Source organism: Nocardia bhagyanarayanae (assembly GCF_006716565.1).
Lineage (GTDB): Bacteria > Actinomycetota > Actinomycetes > Mycobacteriales > Mycobacteriaceae > Nocardia > Nocardia bhagyanarayanae.
This window is the reverse complement of sequence record NZ_VFPG01000002.1, coordinates 245,448-262,605: the sequence shown is the minus strand read 5'-3', so window position 1 is coordinate 262,605 and position 17,158 is coordinate 245,448. Positions and strand designations below refer to the sequence as shown.

Below are 17,158 nucleotides of genomic sequence, written 5' to 3'. Positions count from 1 at the left end.
CGCGTTCAGTCGAAGACCGGGTCCTCGGTCCTGGTCCGCTTGAGCTCGAAGAAGTGCGGGTAGGAGGCCAGCGCGACGACGCCGTCCCAGACCTTGCCCGCTTCCTCGCCGCGCGGGATGCGCGAGAGCACCGGACCGAAGAACGCCACACCGTTGACGTGGATGGTCGGGGTGCCGACGTCCTTGCCGACCTTGTCCATGCCCTCGTGATGGCTCTTGCGCAGTGCCTCGTCGTACTCGGTGCTCTCCGCTGCCTTGGCGAGCTCCGCGGGCAGGCCCACCTCGGCGAGCGCGTCGGCGATCACCGCGGCGAGGCTCTCCTTCATGGTCGGCCGCTCGTATTCGGCCTTGCGATCGTGGATGCGGCTGCCCATCGCGGTGTAGAGCGGGGCGAGCACCTTGTCGCCGTGGTCCTTGGCGGCGGCGATGGCGACGCGCACCGGACCCCAGCCGCTGTTCATCAGTTCGCGGTACTGCTCCGGCAGGTCGCGGCCCTCGTTCAGCACCGCGAGGCTCATCACGTGGAAGCGCGCCTCGATGTCGCGGACCTGCTCGACCTCCAAGATCCAGCGGGAAGTGATCCAACACCAGGGGCACAGCGGGTCGAACCAGAAGTCGGCGACGTTCTTCTCGGCCGTGTCGGTCACGGGTCGTTCCTCTCGATCGCATGCGGGAAGCACGGCGCGCGAGCGCCGTTACCCGGAACCAACCACGCCGCCTGACGATTCGTTCCCGCCGCGAGCCGATGTCCGGATACCGCGTTGCGAAACACCCGCCGACAGTAGGCTCGACTGGGCACGCGTTTCCTCCCGAGAAGGAGTCCGCAATGACCTCGGATCGGCGTTTCGTGATCGTGGGCGGCGGCCTGGCAGCGGCCAAGCTGGCGGAAGCCCTGCGCGCCAACGACTTCGACGGGAAGATCACCCTGATCGGCGCCGAGGAACACCTGCCCTACGAGCGACCACCGCTGTCCAAGGAACACCTGCTCGGCAAGAAGCAGTTCGCCGATTTCCTCGTCGATCCGGCGCAGTGGTACCGCGACCACAATGTCGACCTGCTGCTCGGCACCACCGTCACGGCGATCGATCGGGAGTCGAAGACGGTCACGCTGCCGGACGGCTCGACGCTCCCCTACGACAAACTCGCGCTGGCCACCGGATCCACGCCGCGCACCGTGTCGCTGCCGGGCGCGGACACTCCCAACGTCTACACGCTGCGCTACATCGAGGACTCCGACACCATCCTCGGCCTGTTCGGTCAGAGCGATCGGCTCGCGATCATCGGCGCGGGCTGGATCGGCCTCGAGGTCGCGGCGGCCGCCCGCGCGGCCGGGATGGACGTCACCATCGTGGAGACCGCCGAACAGCCGCTGCTCGGCGCGCTCGGACCCGAGATGGGCGCGGTCTTCGCCGACCTGCACCGAGCGCACGGCGTCGACCTACGCCTCGGCGCCCAGGTCGAGGAGATCACCACGCACGACGGGATCGCGACGGCGATCGCCGACGGACTGCGGCTGGCCGACGGGACGACCGTCGCCGCCGACGCCGTGCTGGTCGCGGTCGGCGCCAAGCCGAACATCGAGATCGCCGCCGAGGCGGGGCTCGACGTGGACAAGGGTGTGCTCGTCGACGCGAGCCTGGTCACCAGCGATCCGGACATCGTCGCCGTTGGCGACATCGCCGAACAGCAGCATCCGCGGCTGGACCGGCGCATCCGGGTGGAGCACTGGGCCAATGCGCTCAACCAGCCCGCGGTCGCGGCGGCGACCATGCTCGGCAAGTCGGCGACCTACGACCGGCTGCCCTACTTCTTCACCGATCAGTACGACCTCGGCATGGAGTACACCGGATACGCCGCGCCCGGCGGGTACGAGCGGGTCGTGGTGCGCGGCGATCTGGAGAAGCGCGAGTTCGTCGCGTTCTGGCTGGATTCGGCGAACCGGGTGCTGGCGGGCATGAACGTCAACGTGTGGGACGTGACCGACCGGATCAAGGAGCTGATCACCGCGGGCGAGCCGGTCGACCCCGACCGCCTCGCGGACACCTCGATCGAACTGTGATCCAGATCACTCGAATTCGCGTGAGCGATGTGTCGAAGGGGCGCCCACCGCTCCGACCTACCTGCGAGAGCGCCGAAGGGGCGCGCCGATCCGCGAGGAGCCGACCATGAAGTACATGCTGATCAAGACCTACAGCGAAGCCGCCTACTGCGACACCCCGATGTCGGAGTGGGAGCCGGAGGACATCAAGGCGCACATCGACTTTCAGCGCGCACTGGGCGAGGAACTGGCCAAGACGGGCGAACTGGTCGACGCGCAAGGGCTTGCGGGACCGGAGAGCGCGCGCATCGTCAGCGCCGACGGCCGCTCCGCCCCGGTGATCACCGACGGCCCGTTCCCCGAGACCAAGGAATTCCTGGCGGGGTACTGGCTCGTCGACGTGGACAGCCCCGAACGCGCGTTGCAGATCGCCGCCCAGGCCTCGGCCGCGCCCGGTCCCGGCGGCAAGCCGATCGGCGAGTACATCGAAGTGCGCGCGGTGATGAGCGCCCCCGCCACCGAGCTGTGACTCTTCCGCCCGACGCCGAGGCCCTGCTGCGCGAACTCGCGCCCCAGGTCCTCGGCGTCCTGGTGCGCCGTTCCGGTGACTTCGACGCCGCCGAGGACGCCGTTCAGGAGGCTCTGCTCGCCGCCGCGACCCAGTGGCCAACGGCGGGGCTGCCGGACAATCCGCGCGGCTGGCTCGTTCAGGTCGCGCAGCGCAGGATGGCGGACGCGGTGCGCGCCGAATCGGCTCGGCGGCGCAGGGAGACAACGGTTTTCGAGCGCGACGTGCCGGACGCGGAGACCGTCGGCCGGGACGACACCCTGGCGATGTTCTTCCTCTGCTGCCATCCGGCGTTGTCCTCGGCGAGTGCGATCGCGTTGACACTGCGGGCGGTCGGCGGCCTGACCACCGCGGAGATCGCGCGCGCGTTCCTGCTGCCGGAACCGACCATGGCCCAGCGCATCGCGCGGGCCAAGAAGCGCCTCGCCGCACTCGATCGCCCGTTCGCCAGGCCCGATGACGCCGAGTGGCGGGATCGGCTCGGCTCGGTGTTGCACGTGTTGTACCTGATCTTCAACGAAGGACACACCACCACGTCGGGCGCCGAGTTGCAGCGCACCGACCTCTCGGGCGAGGCGATCCGGCTGACTCGCGCCATGCGCCGACTCCTGCCCGACGACGTCGAGGTCACCGGACTGCTGGCGCTCATGCTGCTGACCGACGCTCGTCGGGCCGCCCGCGTCGGGCCACACGGCGAATTGATCCCGCTGGCCGAACAGCAACGCGGCCGGTGGGATCGAGCGATGATCACCGATGGGGTACGGCTGATCACGAGCACCCTGCCGCACGGTCTGCACGGCGCGTACCAGGTGCAGGCGGCCATCGCGGCGGTGCACGGGCAGGCGCTGCGCGCGGAGGACACCGACTGGCCGCGCATCCTGGCGCTGTACAACCTGCTCGAACGCATCGCGCCGAATCCGGTGGTCACGCTGAACCGCGCCGTCGCGGTCGCGATGGTGCACGGTCCGTCGGCGGGGCTGGCGCTGATCGACACCCTCGAGGAGCCGCTCGCGGGAGCGGGTCACCGGCTGGACGCGGTGCGCGGGCACCTGCACGAGATGGCGGGTGAGTATCCGGCCGCCGTCGCGAACTACACGGCGGCGGCGCGCCGGACGACGAGCGTGCCGGAGCGGGATTACCTGACGCTGCGTGCGGCGCGACTGCACCAGGCAACCACCGCACGACGCTAGGTGACGCGGCGCGCCATCCATCGACTGTGCCCGAGGATCTCGGTCACGGTGTGCAGTCGGCGGCAGTTGCCCGGTCGCCGCACCCGAGCCCGGTGCCGACACGACCGCGAACCATCGGGCGATCCGGCCGGGTGGCGCGGCAGACTGCTGGTGTGACAGCGACATTCAGCGCGGGCGTCCTCCTGTTTCGCACCACGTCGGGCCATCCCGAAGTCCTGCTCGGCCACATGGGCGGACCCTTCTGGGCACGCAAGGACAACGCGGCCTGGTCGATCCCCAAGGGCGAATACGACCCGGACACCGAGGACGCCGCGTTGGCCGCCCGCCGCGAATTCACCGAAGAGCTGGGATTACCCGCGCCGGAAGGCGATTGGATCCCGCTGGGCGAGGTCCGCTACAGCAGCGGGCGCAAGCGGCTCGTCGCGTGGGCCGTGGAGGGCGACCTCGATCCCGCAGCAGTCGACCCGGGCACGTTCGAGATGGAATGGCCGCCGCACTCCGGCCGTCTCGTCGCCTTCCCCGAGATCGACCGCGCCGAGTGGTTCGACCTTGCCACCGCCCACGACAAGCTGATCGGCGGGCAGCGGCCCTACCTGGACCGCCTCACCGAGCACCTGCGCGGTGAAGCCGATCGAGACCTGGACGGGCCCGACGACACTCGGCCCTGACAACGCTGGCCTGGCAAGAACTCAGGCCGACGCCCACTTCACGCCGGTGATGAGCTCGAACGCCTCCTGGTACTTGCGGCGCGTCGCCTCGACGATGTCGGCCGGAATCTCCGGACCAGGAGGCTCCTTGTCCCAGCCGGTCGAGGTGGACCAGTCCCGGACGAACTGCTTGTCGAAGGACGGCTGCGGGTGGCCAGGCTCCCACTGATCGGCGGGCCAGAAACGCGAGGAGTCGGAGGTGAGCACCTCGTCGCCGAGGGTGAGAACGTCGCCGTCCCAGCCGAATTCGACCTTCGTGTCGGCGATGATGACGCCCTTGCTCGCGGCGTGCTCGGCGCCGCGCAAATAGATGTCGAGGGTGCGATCGCGCAGCTGCTCGGCGACCTCGCGGCCCTCCTGGTTCACCACGTCGGCGAAGGTGATCGGCTCGTCGTGGCCCTCGGACGCCTTGCTGGTGGGGGTGAAGATCGGCTCGGGCAGCTTGTCGCCGTCGCGCAGACCGGGCGGCAGCGCGACGCCGGACACGGTGCCGGTGCGCTCGTACTCCTTCAGACCCGAGCCGGTGAGGTAGCCGCGCGCGATGCATTCCACGTGCACCATCTTCAGCGGCTTGACCCGCACGCCGCGGCCCGCGAACTCCGCGGGGATGTCGGTCGTGGACAGCACGTGGTTGGGCACGTCGGCGAAGAACTGGAACCACCAGTTCGACAACTGCGTCAGCAGCGCGCCCTTCTCCGGGATCGGCGTCGGCAGCACCACGTCGTACACCGAGACCCGATCGGAGGCCACCAGCAGCAACGTGTCGCCGTCCTCGTACAGGTCGCGCACCTTACCGGCGTGCACATGCTTCAACGTGGAGCCTCCGAATCCGTGGATGTGTGTCTGCGCTGCACAGGAACGATACCGCCGTGCTCCGAGAGGGCCGGTTGTGCCCATTGGGCGCACCTCCGCATTCGCTCCGGCCATGCGCGATCTGGCGACGGACTGCGTCCGGCTGCGCCGATTAGGGTTGGCCGGGAAAGTTCCGCGCGGGCGGACCCGCCCGGTGGCATTGTGGACGCTGTCGCGCTCTCGGTGGGCGATCCGCCGCGAGCCCGCACCGTGCCGTGTTCGTCGAAGAGCGAAGGAGTTCCATGTCTGCCCCGAATCTCACCCGCGACCAGGCGGTCGAGCGCGCCGCAACGGTCAGCGTCGAGAACTACCGCATCGAACTCGATCTCACCGACCAGCCGACCGGCACCGATGGCTCGGTCGGCGAGACGTTCGGCTCGAAGTCCACCGTGACCTTCACCGCGACGCCGGGCGCGAGCACTTTCATCGACATCGTCGCGGCCGGTGTGCGTTCGGCGGTGCTCAACGGCACCCCGCTCGACATCTCCGACTACGACGAGGCCAAGGGCATCGCGCTGCACAACCTGGCCGAGCGCAACGAACTGGTCGTCGAGGCCGACTGCGTGTACTCGCACACCGGCGAGGGCCTGCACCGGTTCGTCGATCCCACCGACGACAAGGTCTACCTGTACTCGCAGTTCGAGACCGCCGACGCCAAGCGCATGTTCGCCTGCTTCGACCAGCCGGACCTGAAGGCCACCTTCGACATCACCGCCACCGCGCCCGCCGACTGGGAGGTCGTCTCCAACGGCGCGGGCGGCAAGCGGGAATCCGGCGACGTCGCCGTGCACACCTTCGCCACCACGCCGCGGATGAGCACCTACCTGGTCGCCATGATCGCGGGCCCGTACGCGAAGTGGACCGACACCTACACCGACGAGCACGGCTCGATCCCGCTCGGCATCTACTGCCGCGCGTCGCTGGCCGAGCACATGGACGCCGACCGCCTCTTCACCGAGACCAAGCAGGGCTTCGGCTTCTACCACGCCAACTTCGGCGTGCCCTACGCCTTCGGCAAGTACGACCAGCTGTTCGTGCCGGAGTTCAACGCGGGCGCGATGGAGAACGCGGGCGCGGTGACCTTCCTGGAGGACTACGTCTTCCGTTCCAAGGTGACCCGCGCGTCCTACGAGCGCCGCGCCGAGACCGTGCTGCACGAGATGGCGCACATGTGGTTCGGCGACCTGGTCACCATGAAGTGGTGGGACGACCTGTGGCTGAACGAGTCGTTCGCCACCTTCGCCTCGGTGCTGTGCCAGTCCGAGGCCACCGAGTACACCAACGCGTGGACCACCTTCGCCAACGTGGAGAAGTCCTGGGCGTACCGGCAGGACCAGCTGCCGTCGACGCACCCGATCGCGGCCGACATCCCGGATCTCGCCGCGGTGGAGGTCAACTTCGACGGCATCACCTATGCCAAGGGCGCGAGCGTGCTCAAGCAGCTGGTGGCCTACGTCGGGTTGGAACCGTTCCTGGCGGGTCTGCGCGACTACTTCGGCGAACACGCGTACGGCAACGCCACTTTCGACGACCTGCTGACCGCGCTGGAGAAGTCTTCCGGCCGCGATCTGTCGACCTGGGGCGCGCAGTGGCTCAAGACCACCGGTCTCAACATCCTGCGGCCCGACTTCCAGGTTGACGCCGACGACAAGTTCAGCTCCTTCGCGGTCGTTCAGGAAGGCGCGGCGCCCGGCGCGGGCGAGCGGCGCGTGCACCGGCTGGCGGTCGGCGTCTACGACGACCAGGACGGCAAGCTGGTCCGCACCCATCGCGTCGAGCTGGATCTCGATGCCGCCGAGCGCACCGAGGTGCCCGAGCTGGTCGGCGTGCCGCGCGGCAAGTTCGTGCTGGTCAACGACGACGACCTGACCTACTGCTCGGTGCGGCTGGACGCCGGCTCGCTCGACGTGCTCGTCAACCGCATCGCCGACATCGCCGAACCGCTCCCCCGCACGCTGGCCTGGTCGGCGGCGTGGGAGATGACCAGGCAGGCCGAGTTCAAGGCCCGCGATTTCGTCGCGCTCGTGCAGCGCGGCGTCGGCGCGGAAACCGAGATCGGCGTCGTGCAGCGGCTGCTCATGCAGGCGCACACCGCGATCGGCAGCTACGCCGACCCCGCGTGGGCCGCTTCGGTGGGCTGGCCCCAATTCGCGGATCGCCTGCTGGAACTGGCACGCGAGGCCGAGCCCGGCTCGGATCACCAGCTGGCCTTCGTCAACGCGCTGACCGGCGCGCGACTGTCGGCCTGGCACACCGAGGTGCTGCGCGAAGTGCTCGACGGCGATCCGGCCTCGGTCGGTCTCGGCGGACTCGCGGTCGACACGGATCTGCGCTGGCGCCTGGTGAGCGCGCTCGCCGCGGCGGGCGAGATCGACGCCGAGGGCACGGCCACCCCGACCATCGACCGCGAACTCGCCAACGACCCGACCGCGGCGGGCAAGCGCCAGGCCGCGGCCGCGGCGACCGCGCGGCCGATCGCCGAGGTCAAGGAAGAGGCGTGGAGGCGGGTGATGGACGACGACTCGCTGCCCAACATCACCGCCCGCGCGATCGTCGGCGGCTTCGCCCCGGCCGGTCAGGGCGAGCTGCTCGGCTCGTTCGTGGAGCGGTACTTCGCCGAGATCCCCGCGGTGTGGGAGCGGCGCTCCAGCGAGGTCGCCCAGACGGTCGTCGTCGGCCTGTACCCGGCGTGGGAGATCACCGAAGACGCGGTCGCCGTCGCGGACAAGTTCCTCGCCGACAACCACCCGCCCGCCCTGCTCCGACTGGTCTCCGAGGGCAAGGCGGGCATCGAACGCTCGTTGCGCGCGCGGGCCTTCGACGCGCGGTAGTCCGGGTCGTCCGGAGGGGGCACATCCCCTCCGGACGCTACCGTCGGCCTCGCCGGGACCTCGGGCACTGTTCGAACGCCGCACAGGGTCGACACCGTCGCCTGGGTCCAGAGGGGTTCAGCCCGCAGTGGTGCGCCAGGCAACGGCATCCCGCGAACCTACGTCAGGTCGAAGGGATTCTTCAGCGGGCGAGGAAGTGCCAGCCGAGCCAGGCCCAGCAGAGCACCGCGAGGATTCGCACCGGTCGGCGGTCGAGAGCCGCGGCGGCCACCTTGCTCAGCGGGGCGAGCAGATCGGGGCGTAGGTGGGCGAGGGCTGTCAGAACGAGGGCGAGCGCGAGCAGGACGGCGAAACCCGCGATGACGATGGCGCGCTCGGTCATCGCGTCACCAGCCAGCAGCCGACGGCCAGCCAGACCAGCCAGCCCGCGAAGCGCAGCGGACCTTGTTCGAGACCCGGATCGAGCAAGGTCGAGAGGGTCGGATGCTGATCGCTGGGCTTCGTCCAATCCGGTTGGCGCACGAACGCGTACGCCTCCCACCCGGCGATCGCGAGCAGCAGCGCGGACCACACCGCCGTACCACGGCGCAGCGACGGGTCCCTCGGCTCGACCGAATTCGGGGAACGGAGCGCCCACACCAGGGCGATGGCGCTGATCGCCAGCACCAGAACGGTCGCGGCCCAGCCGAACGGCCGGGTGACGGAGCCGACCGCAGCCACCGCGACCACACAGACGACCGCGAGCGCGCGCCCGCCGCTCGACGGACGCGCGGCGCGCGTCGACTCCGCTGCCATCGTCGCAGAATACGACCGCGACAGACCGGAAGTGCGCAGGTCAGCGGAAATGCACGACCGCGCCGGTCCCCACGCTACCGACCGCGGTCCGGTCCGCCATCACCGCGCCGATCACCGGTACTTCTCGCCGGTCCACGCCACCTGGCCCGGCGCGGCAACCGCTCGCCACCTCCGCCGCCGCCAGAAGGGGCAGCTAGGGCGTGTGTCGAAGTCGGTAGGGGTGGCACCGCTGTGCCAGCGCCACCCTTGAGGCTTTGGAAAGTGTTGTCCGCGTTGGTGTATGGGTGAGGTCTCCGGTAGGTGGTTTAACGACCAAGAAAAACCGGAGACCTGACCGGAGACCTCGTGACCAGCGTAGCGGTGGCGGGGCGGGCGGATCTGACCGACGCTCAGTGGGCACGGTTGGAGCCGTTGTTGCCTCGCGGTAAGAAGGCGGGCCGGCCGCCTGTGTGGACGAAACGGCAGCTCATCGATGGGATTCGGTGGCGGACCCGGGTCGGCTGCCCGTGGCGTGATGTTCCACCGCAGTACGGGTCGTGGCCGGCGATGTACGGGTTGTTCCGCCGCTGGCAGCGCTCCGGGGCGTGGCTGGTGATCTGGAAGTTGTTGCAGGTCTTCGCCGACGCGGCGGGCCGGATCGTGTGGCAGGTGAGTGTGGACTCGACGATCGTGCGGGCCCATCAACACGCTGCTGGTGCTCGTCGCGACAGTGGTGGGCAAGCCGAGCCACCGGCCGGTCCGGGTGAGCATGAGCCGGTCGATCACGGCCTGGGCCGGTCACGTGGTGGCTGGACGACGAAGCTGCATCTGGCGTGTGAGCAGGGCTGCCGCGTTCTGGCCATGCTCGTCACTGCTGGTCAGGCCGGTGACAGCCCGCAGTTCATGTCGGTGCTCGATGCGATCGAGGTCGGCAAGCTCGGTAGGGGGCGGCCCAGGCGGCGTCCGGACCGGGTGCTGGCCGACAAGGCGTATTCGGGTCGCGCCAACCGGGACTGGCTGCGTCGCCGCGGGATCAAAGCAACCATCCCGGTCCCGGCCGATCAAGCCGGGCACCGCCGCAATCGCGGTTCGGCCGGTGGCCGTCCGCCAGCGTTCGCCCCGGTCGTCTATCGCGACCGAAACGCTGTCGAGCGCGGCATCAACCAGCTCAAACAACACCGGGCCGTGGCCACGAGATTCGACAAACTCGCCGTCCGCTACCTCGCCACCATCCACATCGCAGCGATCAACCAATGGCTCCGACACGAATGAGAACAGGCCACCGGCCCGCTCTCACCACTTCGACACACGCCCTAGTCGGCTGAGACCTCAGTCGCTGCCGAGCGGCCTAGGCAACGCGGGAGACGACGTCGCGCCTGCGAGCGTGTAGCGGCCACCGCTCGCAGGCTCAGCGGAACAGTTCGACGTCGTCCCGCGCCCACTGGGCGAAAGTCGTGGCCGGTGCGCCCGTGACGTCAGCGATCGCGGTCGTGGCCCGTTGCGGATGCTCGACCATGCTCGCGATCCCGTCGACGTACCACTCCGCGTACTGGCCCATCGCCGGTTCGAGCATCCGGATGGCTTCGTCACGTGGCACCTGGACGACGGTGAGGTCCCGGCCGAGTGCGGCGCCGATGGCGCGGATCTTCTCGGCCCTGGTGATCGTCTCCGGGCCGGTCAGCTCGTAGGTCTCGCCCGCGTGCCCCTCGGTGAGCAGCACCTTCGCCGCCACGCGAGCGATGTCGTCCATGGCGATGGGCGCGTTGGCCGCGTCCGGGTACGGGTCGCGGATCTCGTCGGACGCCTTGATCTGGTCGGCCCAGATGGCGGCGTTCTCGCTGAACTCACCGGCGTAGAGGTGCGTCCAGTCCAGGCCGGAGCCCTCGACGGCCTTCGCGATGGGCTGCCAGTCGGTGGAGGCGTCACCGGACAGGTCGACGATCTGCCGGACGCCCGCCGCCTTCGCCAGCTCGACCACCTCGTTCACCGTCTCCAGCACCGGGGCGAGATACACGCGGTCGACGCCCTCGAAGGCCGCGGGCAGCGAGGACAGCCGCCGCAGATAACCGTGCGCGACCTCGACACCCGCGGGGAATCCGGCGCGCTCGGGGTGGTTCGACAGCGCCCGCACATCGGTCGCGCCGCCCGCCAGCAGGTGGTCGACCACCATTCGTCCGATGTTGCCGGTGGCTCCGGTGACAAGAATCTTCATCTTCCCAAGGTGCCCGCGATCCGCCGCTGCCGACAACCCCCAATGTCGCTGCCTCGCAAGCACACCCGGAAACGCGAGCGGCGCGCCCACCCGAACCGGGTGAGCGCGCCGCGAGCACGCTGGTGACGTGGGGGTCAGCGACCGATGGCGGCAGCCATCACGCGGACCGCGGAGATCAAACCGTCGATCAGCTCACCCTGGCGGATCGAGCTGAGCGCGGCCGTGACGCCGAGCTGGCAGACGCGGTCGTTGGCGCGGTCGGCGACATCGTGGCCGGAGCGGACCTCGATCGCCTTCTCGTTGGGCGAGACGGCGATGAGCACCGAGCGCGCCGCCTCGGGGGTCGTGGCGAAGAGCGCGTCCGCGCCCGCCGCCGTGTCGGCGCCGAGATCGCCCACGTAGATGTTGAAGCGCACCTTGGTCGCCCTGGTCGCCTCGGTCAGCGCGTTGTCCATGGCGAGCCGCTCTTCATCGCTGAAGGGGGCTTCCTTGAAGACGTCGCCGGCCTCGTGCACACCGGACACGCGTCCGCTGCTGGTGAGGGCGTACCCGTGCGGGAGGTCGGCCTCGACCACCGCGGGCCACTTAGAACTTGCCACTTGCCCGGCCTCCGATCAGCTCAACCTGGGCGGATTCGATAGCCGCATGGCTGCCATGCGACTGAGCGGTGTCGTGGTGGCCGTGTCCGGTCACCTCGTCGGTAGCACTCCACAGCACCGGCGCCGCGGTCCACTTCTGTCCGAGTTCGAAGTGAACCGGCTTCTCGCCGGGCAGCGGCTTACCGAGAAACGACAATCCGGCGATCGCCGCGTAGATCACCAGCGGGATGCCGACGAAGATCAGCACTGTCTCGAGAATGCTCACGGCCTTACGGTAGACGATGCTGTGTAGTAGACGCTCGTCCGGTCGTCCACTCGGCCCATGTCGTTCCGGCCGCCGGCGCGACCCGCCCAGCCCTGTCCGCCGAAACCGCCCGTGCCCGAGTCGCATTCGGAAACGAAGCGTCGCCGCCGATGAGCCCGATCGGAGTTCCTGGTCGCAGTGCGGCCGAGGCTCAGACCAGCCAGGCGGCCGCGTCGGGCGGCAGGTGTCCGCTGATCAGCGGCGCACTGGCCAAGAGCAGTTCGCCGGGCGGTAGTGGGATCGGCGCGGCGCTCGCGTTGAGCACGCAGACCAGCCCGCCGGGGCGGCGGAAGGCGAGGCATCCCGCGGGGCTGCCGTACCACTCGACCCGCGGACCAGCGAATTCCGGTCGCAGGTTGCGCAATTCGATCGCCAGCCGGTACAGCGAGACGGTCGACCCGAGCTCCTCGAGCTGCGACTCCACGCTCAGCCCGGCCCACTCCGGCGGGATCGGCAGCCACGAGCGCTCACCCTTGGTGAATCCGAACGGCGGGCGGTCGCCCTCCCACGGTATCGGCACGCGGCAACCGTCGCGCCCGCGTTCGGTGCGCCCGGACCGCTCCCACACGGGGTCTTGCAGCACTTCCTCGGGCAGGTCGTCCACGTTCGGCAGGCCGAGTTCGGCGCCGTTGTAGATGAACACCGCGCCTGGCAGCGCGAGCTCGACCAGGATCATCGCCTTGGCCCGCGCCAACCCGGTCGCGCCGCCGCCGTAGCGGGTGACCTCGCGTTCGACGTCGTGGTTGGACAGGGTCCAGGTGGGCGAGGCGCCGACCGGCGCGACCGCGGCCAGCGAGTTGTCGATGGCGTCGCGGACCGCCTCGGCGGTGAACGCCGTCTCGGCCAAGCGGAAGTTGAAGGCCAGGTGCAGTTCGTCGGGTCGCACGTATTCGCCGAAGCGGGTGTTGTCGTCGACCCAGACCTCGCCGATGGACACCGCGTTCGGGTATTCGTCGATCACCTTGCGGATGCGGCGGTGGATGTCGTGCACGGCCGGATTGTTGAAGCGCGGGTCGCTGTCGTCGTGGATCAGCATCTTGGTGGACACGGTCTCCATGTCCGGTAGGCCCGGCGGCTTGGCCATGCCGTGCGCCACGTCGATGCGGAAACCGTCCACGCCGCGGTCGAGCCAGAACCGCAGCGTCTGCTCGAAATCCGCGATGACTTCGGGGTTCTCCCAGTTCAGGTCCGGTTGCTCGGGCGCGAAGAGGTGCAGGTACCACTGGCCGGGCGTGCCGTCGGGCTCGGTGATCCTGGTCCACGCCGGACCGCGGAAGATGCTCGGCCAGTTGTTGGGCGGCTCGTCGCCGTTGGGTCCGCGGCCGTCGCGGAAGATGTAGCGCGCCCGTTCGGGGCTGCCGGGCGGAGCGGCCAGCGCCGCTTGGAACCAGGGGTGCTCGCTGCTGGTGTGATTCGGCACCAGGTCCATGGTGACCTTGAGCCGCCGGGCGTGCGCCTCGGCGATGAGCGCGTCGAGCGCGGCCATGCCGCCGAACAAGGTGTCGATATCGCGGGGATCGGCGACGTCGTAGCCGCCGTCGGCCATCGGCGACCGCATCACGGGGCAGATCCACAGCGCGTCGACGCCGAGTAGTTCCAGATAACCGAGCTTCTCGCGGACGCCGCCGAGATCACCGATGCCGTCACCATCGGAGTCGGCGAAGGAACGGGGGTAGACCTGGTAGAACACGGCGGAACGCCACCACGGCTGGCCGCTGCGATCCGCCGGCGCCTGCACGGCAGGTGTAGCTGTCACGTTTGCAATAGTGCCAAAGACATACGGCGAATTCTCTTCGGGTGACCGCATGTCACACTATCCGGCAAATCCGCAGCGAATAGCTCTCTCGGCCGGTGCGGCGCCCCGCGGCTCACATCGGCGAGTTCACCAGCGAGTACGCGGCCATCTCCAAGTAGTCGAGCAGGGCCTTGCGGTGTTCGTCGTCGAGGACCTCCGGCTCGATCTCCGCGACCGCGATGTGCATGCAGCGCAGCCAGGCGTCGCGTTCGAGCGGGCCGATGGTGAACGGCATGTGCCGCATCCGCAGCCTCGGGTGTCCGCGTTCGTCGGAATAGGTGCGCGGACCGCCCCAGTACTGTTCGAGGAACATGCGCAGCCTGCGCTCCGCGGGGCCGAGATCCTCTTCCGGATAGAGCGGGCGCAGGATCTCGTCGGCGGCCACCTCCCGGTAGAACACCGCCACGAGCCGGCGGAACGTCTCCGCGCCGCCGACCGCCTCGTAGAACGACGTCGTGGTCTGCTCGCCCGAAGTCATCAGGTCCTCTCGATTGGTCGAATCCCCGCACTCCATTGTGCCCGGCGCGGGCCGGGCCGCCACGGCTGGACGGAAGGCGCGACCGCGGTCCAGATAGCGGAGCGGCGGCTCTTCAGCGGCAGTTAACCCAACATTGTGCGAAATCACCGTGCAATCAGGCCAGTTCCATGGTCATATTGGTGGCAGTCTCCGCGGGAGATATCACATGATCTTGAACCTGACGAAATCGGGGTCACCCAGATGAAGCAGCGGCACGGCCGGTCACACGAGGCCAGGACCCACCGACAACTCCAGCCCGCCGACGTCCACAATCGTGGGTCGGGGGCTACTCCGCTGCACATCTTGTCCGATCATCATCCGGGATCCCACCGCCCGGGTGAGGCTCCTCATCGCGCCGATCACGGCCACCATCTCACGCCGGTCCAGGCCGAGACCGCCAACTGGTTGAAGCGCCGGGTGTTGCTTCTGAACGCCACCTACGAGCCGCTCACCGCGTTGTCCGCCCGCCGTGCCGTCGTCCTGCTCATCTGCGACAAGGCCGACGCCGTGCACCACAATCCCGAAGGACCGGTCGTCCATTCCGCCGGAGCCGAGGTGGCCGTTCCCTCGGTCATCCGTTTGCGCACCTACGTGCGCGTCCCCTATCGAGCCCGCGTCCCGATGACCAGGGCCGCGCTCATGCACCGCGACCGCTACCGCTGCGGATACTGCGGCGGCAAGGCCGAGACCATCGACCACGTCATCCCGCGCAGCCGCGGCGGCGAGCATTCCTGGGAGAACTGCGTGGCGAGCTGCGCGCCGTGCAACCACCGCAAGGCCGACAAGCTGCTCAGCGAGCTGGGTTGGACGTTGCGATCTCCGCTGGTCTCGCCGAAAGGGCCGCACTGGCGGCTGCTGTCCACGACCTCGGACCTCGATCCGCTGTGGTTGCAGTACCTCGGCGAAGGCGCTGCCTGAGATTCGTCCCGCCGAGCCGGCGAGCTCAGGCGTACTCGACGACGAGTGTCGCCCAGGTGCCGGGTTCCAGCGCCTCGAAGATGTGCGGAGCGTCGCCCGGATACGCGATGTAGTCGCCCGGCCCCAGCTCCACCGGCGACTCGGTCGGGCCGACCACAGCCCGCCCCGCGGCGAGTAGCACGTGCTCGATCACGCCCGGGATGTGCGGGTCCGACGCGCGCGGGTGGCCGGGTTCGGCGGTGATGCGAAACAGGTCGCGGCGAGTGTTCGGCAAACCGGACGCGAGCAGCGTGGCGGTGTATTCCGACTGCTCGGCGGCCACTCGCGGCCCCTCGCCCGCCCGGATCACCTGAACGGTCGGTCGCGGCGGATCGAGCAGCCGGGAGAACGGCATGTCCAGCGCGACGCACAGCGCCCACAGCGTTTCCAGGCTCGGGTTCCCGCTGCCCGACTCCAATTGGGAGAGCGTGGATTTCGCGATGCCTGCCCGGTTGGCCACCTCGCTCAGCGAGAGCCCGGCGCGGGTGCGCTCGCGGCGCAGCGAAGCCGCGATCACCGCCTGCGGCGTCGCCGTCGTGGTGTCGTTCCGCGCCATGCCCCAGCTCCCGTCGAGTCCGAACCGCCCAACAGAAAACCATATTGACGAACCGGCCTGCCATGTTCACTATAAGCTACATGCGTTCGATATGGCGAACACTGGACCGGGAGACGCTGTCCGGCATCGCGGCGGTGTGCCTCGCGGTCGCCGTCATCGGCGTCTCCTACGGTACGACCGCGGTGGCCGAGGGCTTTCCGGTGTGGCTGCCGGTGCTGCTCGGCACCGTCGTGCTCGCGGGCGGCGCGGAGTTCCTGTTCATCGGCATCGTCGCGGCGGGCGGCAACCCGATCGCGGCGACGCTGGCCGGACTGCTGGTCAACGCGCGACACCTGCCCTACGGGCTGTCGGTCCCCGACGTCGTCGGCACCGGGTGGCGGCGGCTGATCGGCGTGCACGTGATGAACGACGAGGCGGTCGCGATGGCGCTCGCCGAATCCGAACCCGACCGCCGCCGCGCCGTCTACTGGGCCTGCGGGCTCGGTGTTCTGCTCGCCTGGCCGGGCGGTGCGGCGCTCGGCGCGCTCATCGGGACGGTGGTGCCGGACACCTCGGTGCTCGGGCTGGACGCGGTGTTCCCCGCGGTGTTGCTCGCGTTGGTCATTCCGGCGCTGCGCGACCGGACGACGTTCGGGGCGGTGTGCGTCGGCACGGGCGTCGCGGTGCTGAGCGCGCCGTTCCTGCCCGCGGGTTTGCCGGTGCTGCTAGCTCTTTCGGGGGTGGTGGTCGCGGCGATCATGCTGGGGCGCGGCGCTGAGGACTCCGCGCAACCGAACGCCGACTACGTTTCCTGTGACTGCGGCCCCGAGGAGGCTCGATGATGCTGGCCGCCGGAGTGATCGCCCTCGCCGCGGGCACCTACGCCTTCCGCTGGGCCGGGCCCGCGTTGCGCAGCCGCGTCCGCTTTCCGGAACGTGCGCGCCAGCTGCTGGAGATCGGCGCGGTCGTGCTGTTGGCCGCGCTGGTCGCCGTGACGACGCTGCCCTTCGGTACGGGGCATGTCGGCGTCGCGCTGCCCGCCGGGGTGGTGGTCGGCGGGGTGCTCGCGTGGCGGCGCAGCCCACTGCTCGTGGTGATCTTGGCCGCCGCGGCGACCACCGCCCTGCTGCGGCTCCTCGGGGTTTCCTGATCCGCCGGCGAGACTCGGCGGGCTAGTCCTGCCATGTAGCGGTGTGCCACGACTCGGCCGTGCCTGGCCAACCGACGCACGCCGCTCGGCCAGCGGATGACCGTCCGTGCCCCTCCGTACCGGTCGGCG

Annotated in this window: 19 protein-coding genes; 9 read left to right on the top strand and 10 right to left on the bottom strand. The window is 69.5% G+C overall.

What is annotated here, in order from left to right:
* Positions 1 to 5: 5 nt before the first annotated feature.
* A complete protein-coding gene (locus FB390_RS27960; protein ID WP_141812248.1) occupies positions 6 to 647 on the bottom strand; it encodes a mycothiol-dependent nitroreductase Rv2466c family protein in 642 nt (213 codons plus the stop codon).
* Between the two features lie 179 nt (positions 648 to 826).
* On the opposite strand from FB390_RS27960, the gene FB390_RS27955 reads away from it, so the two are divergent.
* From FB390_RS27955 to FB390_RS27940, 4 genes are all read left to right on the top strand, one after another.
* On the top strand, positions 827 to 2,059 hold the full coding sequence (locus tag FB390_RS27955) for an NAD(P)/FAD-dependent oxidoreductase (RefSeq protein ID WP_141812247.1): 1,233 nt from the start codon (positions 827 to 829) through the stop codon (positions 2,057 to 2,059).
* A 106-nt stretch (positions 2,060 to 2,165) separates the two neighbouring features.
* Complete coding sequence (locus FB390_RS27950) at positions 2,166 to 2,567, top strand: YciI family protein (protein ID WP_141812246.1); 402 nt, start codon at positions 2,166 to 2,168, stop codon at positions 2,565 to 2,567.
* Positions 2,564 to 3,796, top strand: a complete 1,233-nt coding sequence (locus FB390_RS27945) for an RNA polymerase sigma factor (RefSeq protein ID WP_141812245.1) — start codon at positions 2,564 to 2,566, stop codon at positions 3,794 to 3,796. Before FB390_RS27950 ends, FB390_RS27945 begins: the two co-directional genes overlap by 4 nt.
* Positions 3,797 to 3,948: 152 nt before the next feature.
* A complete protein-coding gene (locus tag FB390_RS27940) occupies positions 3,949 to 4,464 on the top strand; it encodes an NUDIX hydrolase (RefSeq protein WP_141812244.1) in 516 nt (171 codons plus the stop codon).
* A 21-nt stretch (positions 4,465 to 4,485) separates the two neighbouring features.
* Here the strand turns inward: FB390_RS27940 and FB390_RS27935 are convergent, their stop codons facing one another.
* Positions 4,486 to 5,316: a phosphoribosylaminoimidazolesuccinocarboxamide synthase gene (locus FB390_RS27935; protein WP_185757301.1), complete on the bottom strand. Its 831-nt coding sequence runs from the start codon at positions 5,314 to 5,316 to the stop codon at positions 4,486 to 4,488.
* A gap of 281 nt (positions 5,317 to 5,597) precedes the next feature.
* Between FB390_RS27935 and pepN the strand changes: the two genes are divergently transcribed.
* The gene (gene pepN, locus FB390_RS27930; RefSeq protein WP_141812242.1) at positions 5,598 to 8,186 is read left to right on the top strand and encodes an aminopeptidase N; all 2,589 of its coding nucleotides are present in this window, start codon (positions 5,598 to 5,600) and stop codon (positions 8,184 to 8,186) included.
* Between the two features lie 181 nt (positions 8,187 to 8,367).
* Here pepN and FB390_RS27925 read toward each other — a convergent pair whose 3' ends face one another.
* Entirely contained in the window at positions 8,368 to 8,568 is a 201-nt protein-coding gene (locus FB390_RS27925) for a DUF6186 family protein (protein WP_141812241.1), read from the bottom strand.
* The gene (locus FB390_RS27920; RefSeq protein ID WP_141812240.1) at positions 8,565 to 8,981 is read right to left on the bottom strand and encodes a hypothetical protein; all 417 of its coding nucleotides are present in this window, start codon (positions 8,979 to 8,981) and stop codon (positions 8,565 to 8,567) included. The genes FB390_RS27925 and FB390_RS27920 overlap by 4 nt, the downstream gene beginning before the upstream one ends.
* Before the next feature lie 345 nt (positions 8,982 to 9,326).
* Between FB390_RS27920 and FB390_RS27915 the strand changes: the two genes are divergently transcribed.
* Positions 9,327 to 10,232, top strand: a complete 906-nt coding sequence (locus FB390_RS27915) for an IS5 family transposase (protein ID WP_141808547.1) — start codon at positions 9,327 to 9,329, stop codon at positions 10,230 to 10,232.
* Between the two features lie 136 nt (positions 10,233 to 10,368).
* On the opposite strand, the gene FB390_RS27910 is transcribed toward FB390_RS27915, so the two are convergent.
* From FB390_RS27910 to FB390_RS27890, 5 genes are all read right to left on the bottom strand, one after another.
* Entirely contained in the window at positions 10,369 to 11,172 is an 804-nt protein-coding gene (locus FB390_RS27910; RefSeq protein WP_141812239.1) for an NAD(P)H-binding protein, read from the bottom strand.
* Between the two features lie 134 nt (positions 11,173 to 11,306).
* Positions 11,307 to 11,771, bottom strand: coding sequence for a DUF5130 domain-containing protein (locus FB390_RS27905; RefSeq protein ID WP_141812238.1), 465 nt, complete (start codon positions 11,769 to 11,771; stop codon positions 11,307 to 11,309).
* Positions 11,758 to 12,036: an aa3-type cytochrome oxidase subunit CtaJ gene (ctaJ, locus tag FB390_RS27900; protein ID WP_141812237.1), complete on the bottom strand. Its 279-nt coding sequence runs from the start codon at positions 12,034 to 12,036 to the stop codon at positions 11,758 to 11,760. The genes FB390_RS27905 and ctaJ overlap by 14 nt, the downstream gene beginning before the upstream one ends.
* 190 nt (positions 12,037 to 12,226) lie before the next feature.
* Complete coding sequence (locus FB390_RS27895; protein WP_141812236.1) at positions 12,227 to 13,882, bottom strand: glycoside hydrolase family 13 protein; 1,656 nt, start codon at positions 13,880 to 13,882, stop codon at positions 12,227 to 12,229.
* 61 nt (positions 13,883 to 13,943) lie between these two features.
* Complete coding sequence (locus FB390_RS27890) at positions 13,944 to 14,348, bottom strand: globin (RefSeq protein WP_141812235.1); 405 nt, start codon at positions 14,346 to 14,348, stop codon at positions 13,944 to 13,946.
* A 342-nt stretch (positions 14,349 to 14,690) separates the two neighbouring features.
* On the opposite strand from FB390_RS27890, the gene FB390_RS27885 reads away from it, so the two are divergent.
* Entirely contained in the window at positions 14,691 to 15,305 is a 615-nt protein-coding gene (locus FB390_RS27885) for an HNH endonuclease (RefSeq protein ID WP_425465924.1), read from the top strand.
* Positions 15,306 to 15,330: 25 nt separating this feature from the next.
* Here FB390_RS27885 and FB390_RS27880 read toward each other — a convergent pair whose 3' ends face one another.
* Complete coding sequence (locus FB390_RS27880; protein WP_141812234.1) at positions 15,331 to 15,900, bottom strand: helix-turn-helix domain-containing protein; 570 nt, start codon at positions 15,898 to 15,900, stop codon at positions 15,331 to 15,333.
* A gap of 80 nt (positions 15,901 to 15,980) precedes the next feature.
* Here FB390_RS27880 and FB390_RS27875 point away from each other — a divergent pair, with 80 nt between their 5' ends.
* Together FB390_RS27875 and FB390_RS27870 are read left to right on the top strand one after the other, a co-directional pair.
* On the top strand, positions 15,981 to 16,721 hold the full coding sequence (locus FB390_RS27875; RefSeq protein WP_141812233.1) for an AzlC family ABC transporter permease: 741 nt from the start codon (positions 15,981 to 15,983) through the stop codon (positions 16,719 to 16,721).
* Positions 16,718 to 17,029 carry an AzlD domain-containing protein gene (locus FB390_RS27870; RefSeq protein ID WP_141812232.1) on the top strand — a complete coding sequence of 104 codons (312 nt, stop codon included), beginning with the start codon at positions 16,718 to 16,720 and terminating at the stop codon, positions 17,027 to 17,029. Before FB390_RS27875 ends, FB390_RS27870 begins: the two co-directional genes overlap by 4 nt.
* The last annotated feature ends 129 nt before the right edge of the window (positions 17,030 to 17,158 follow it).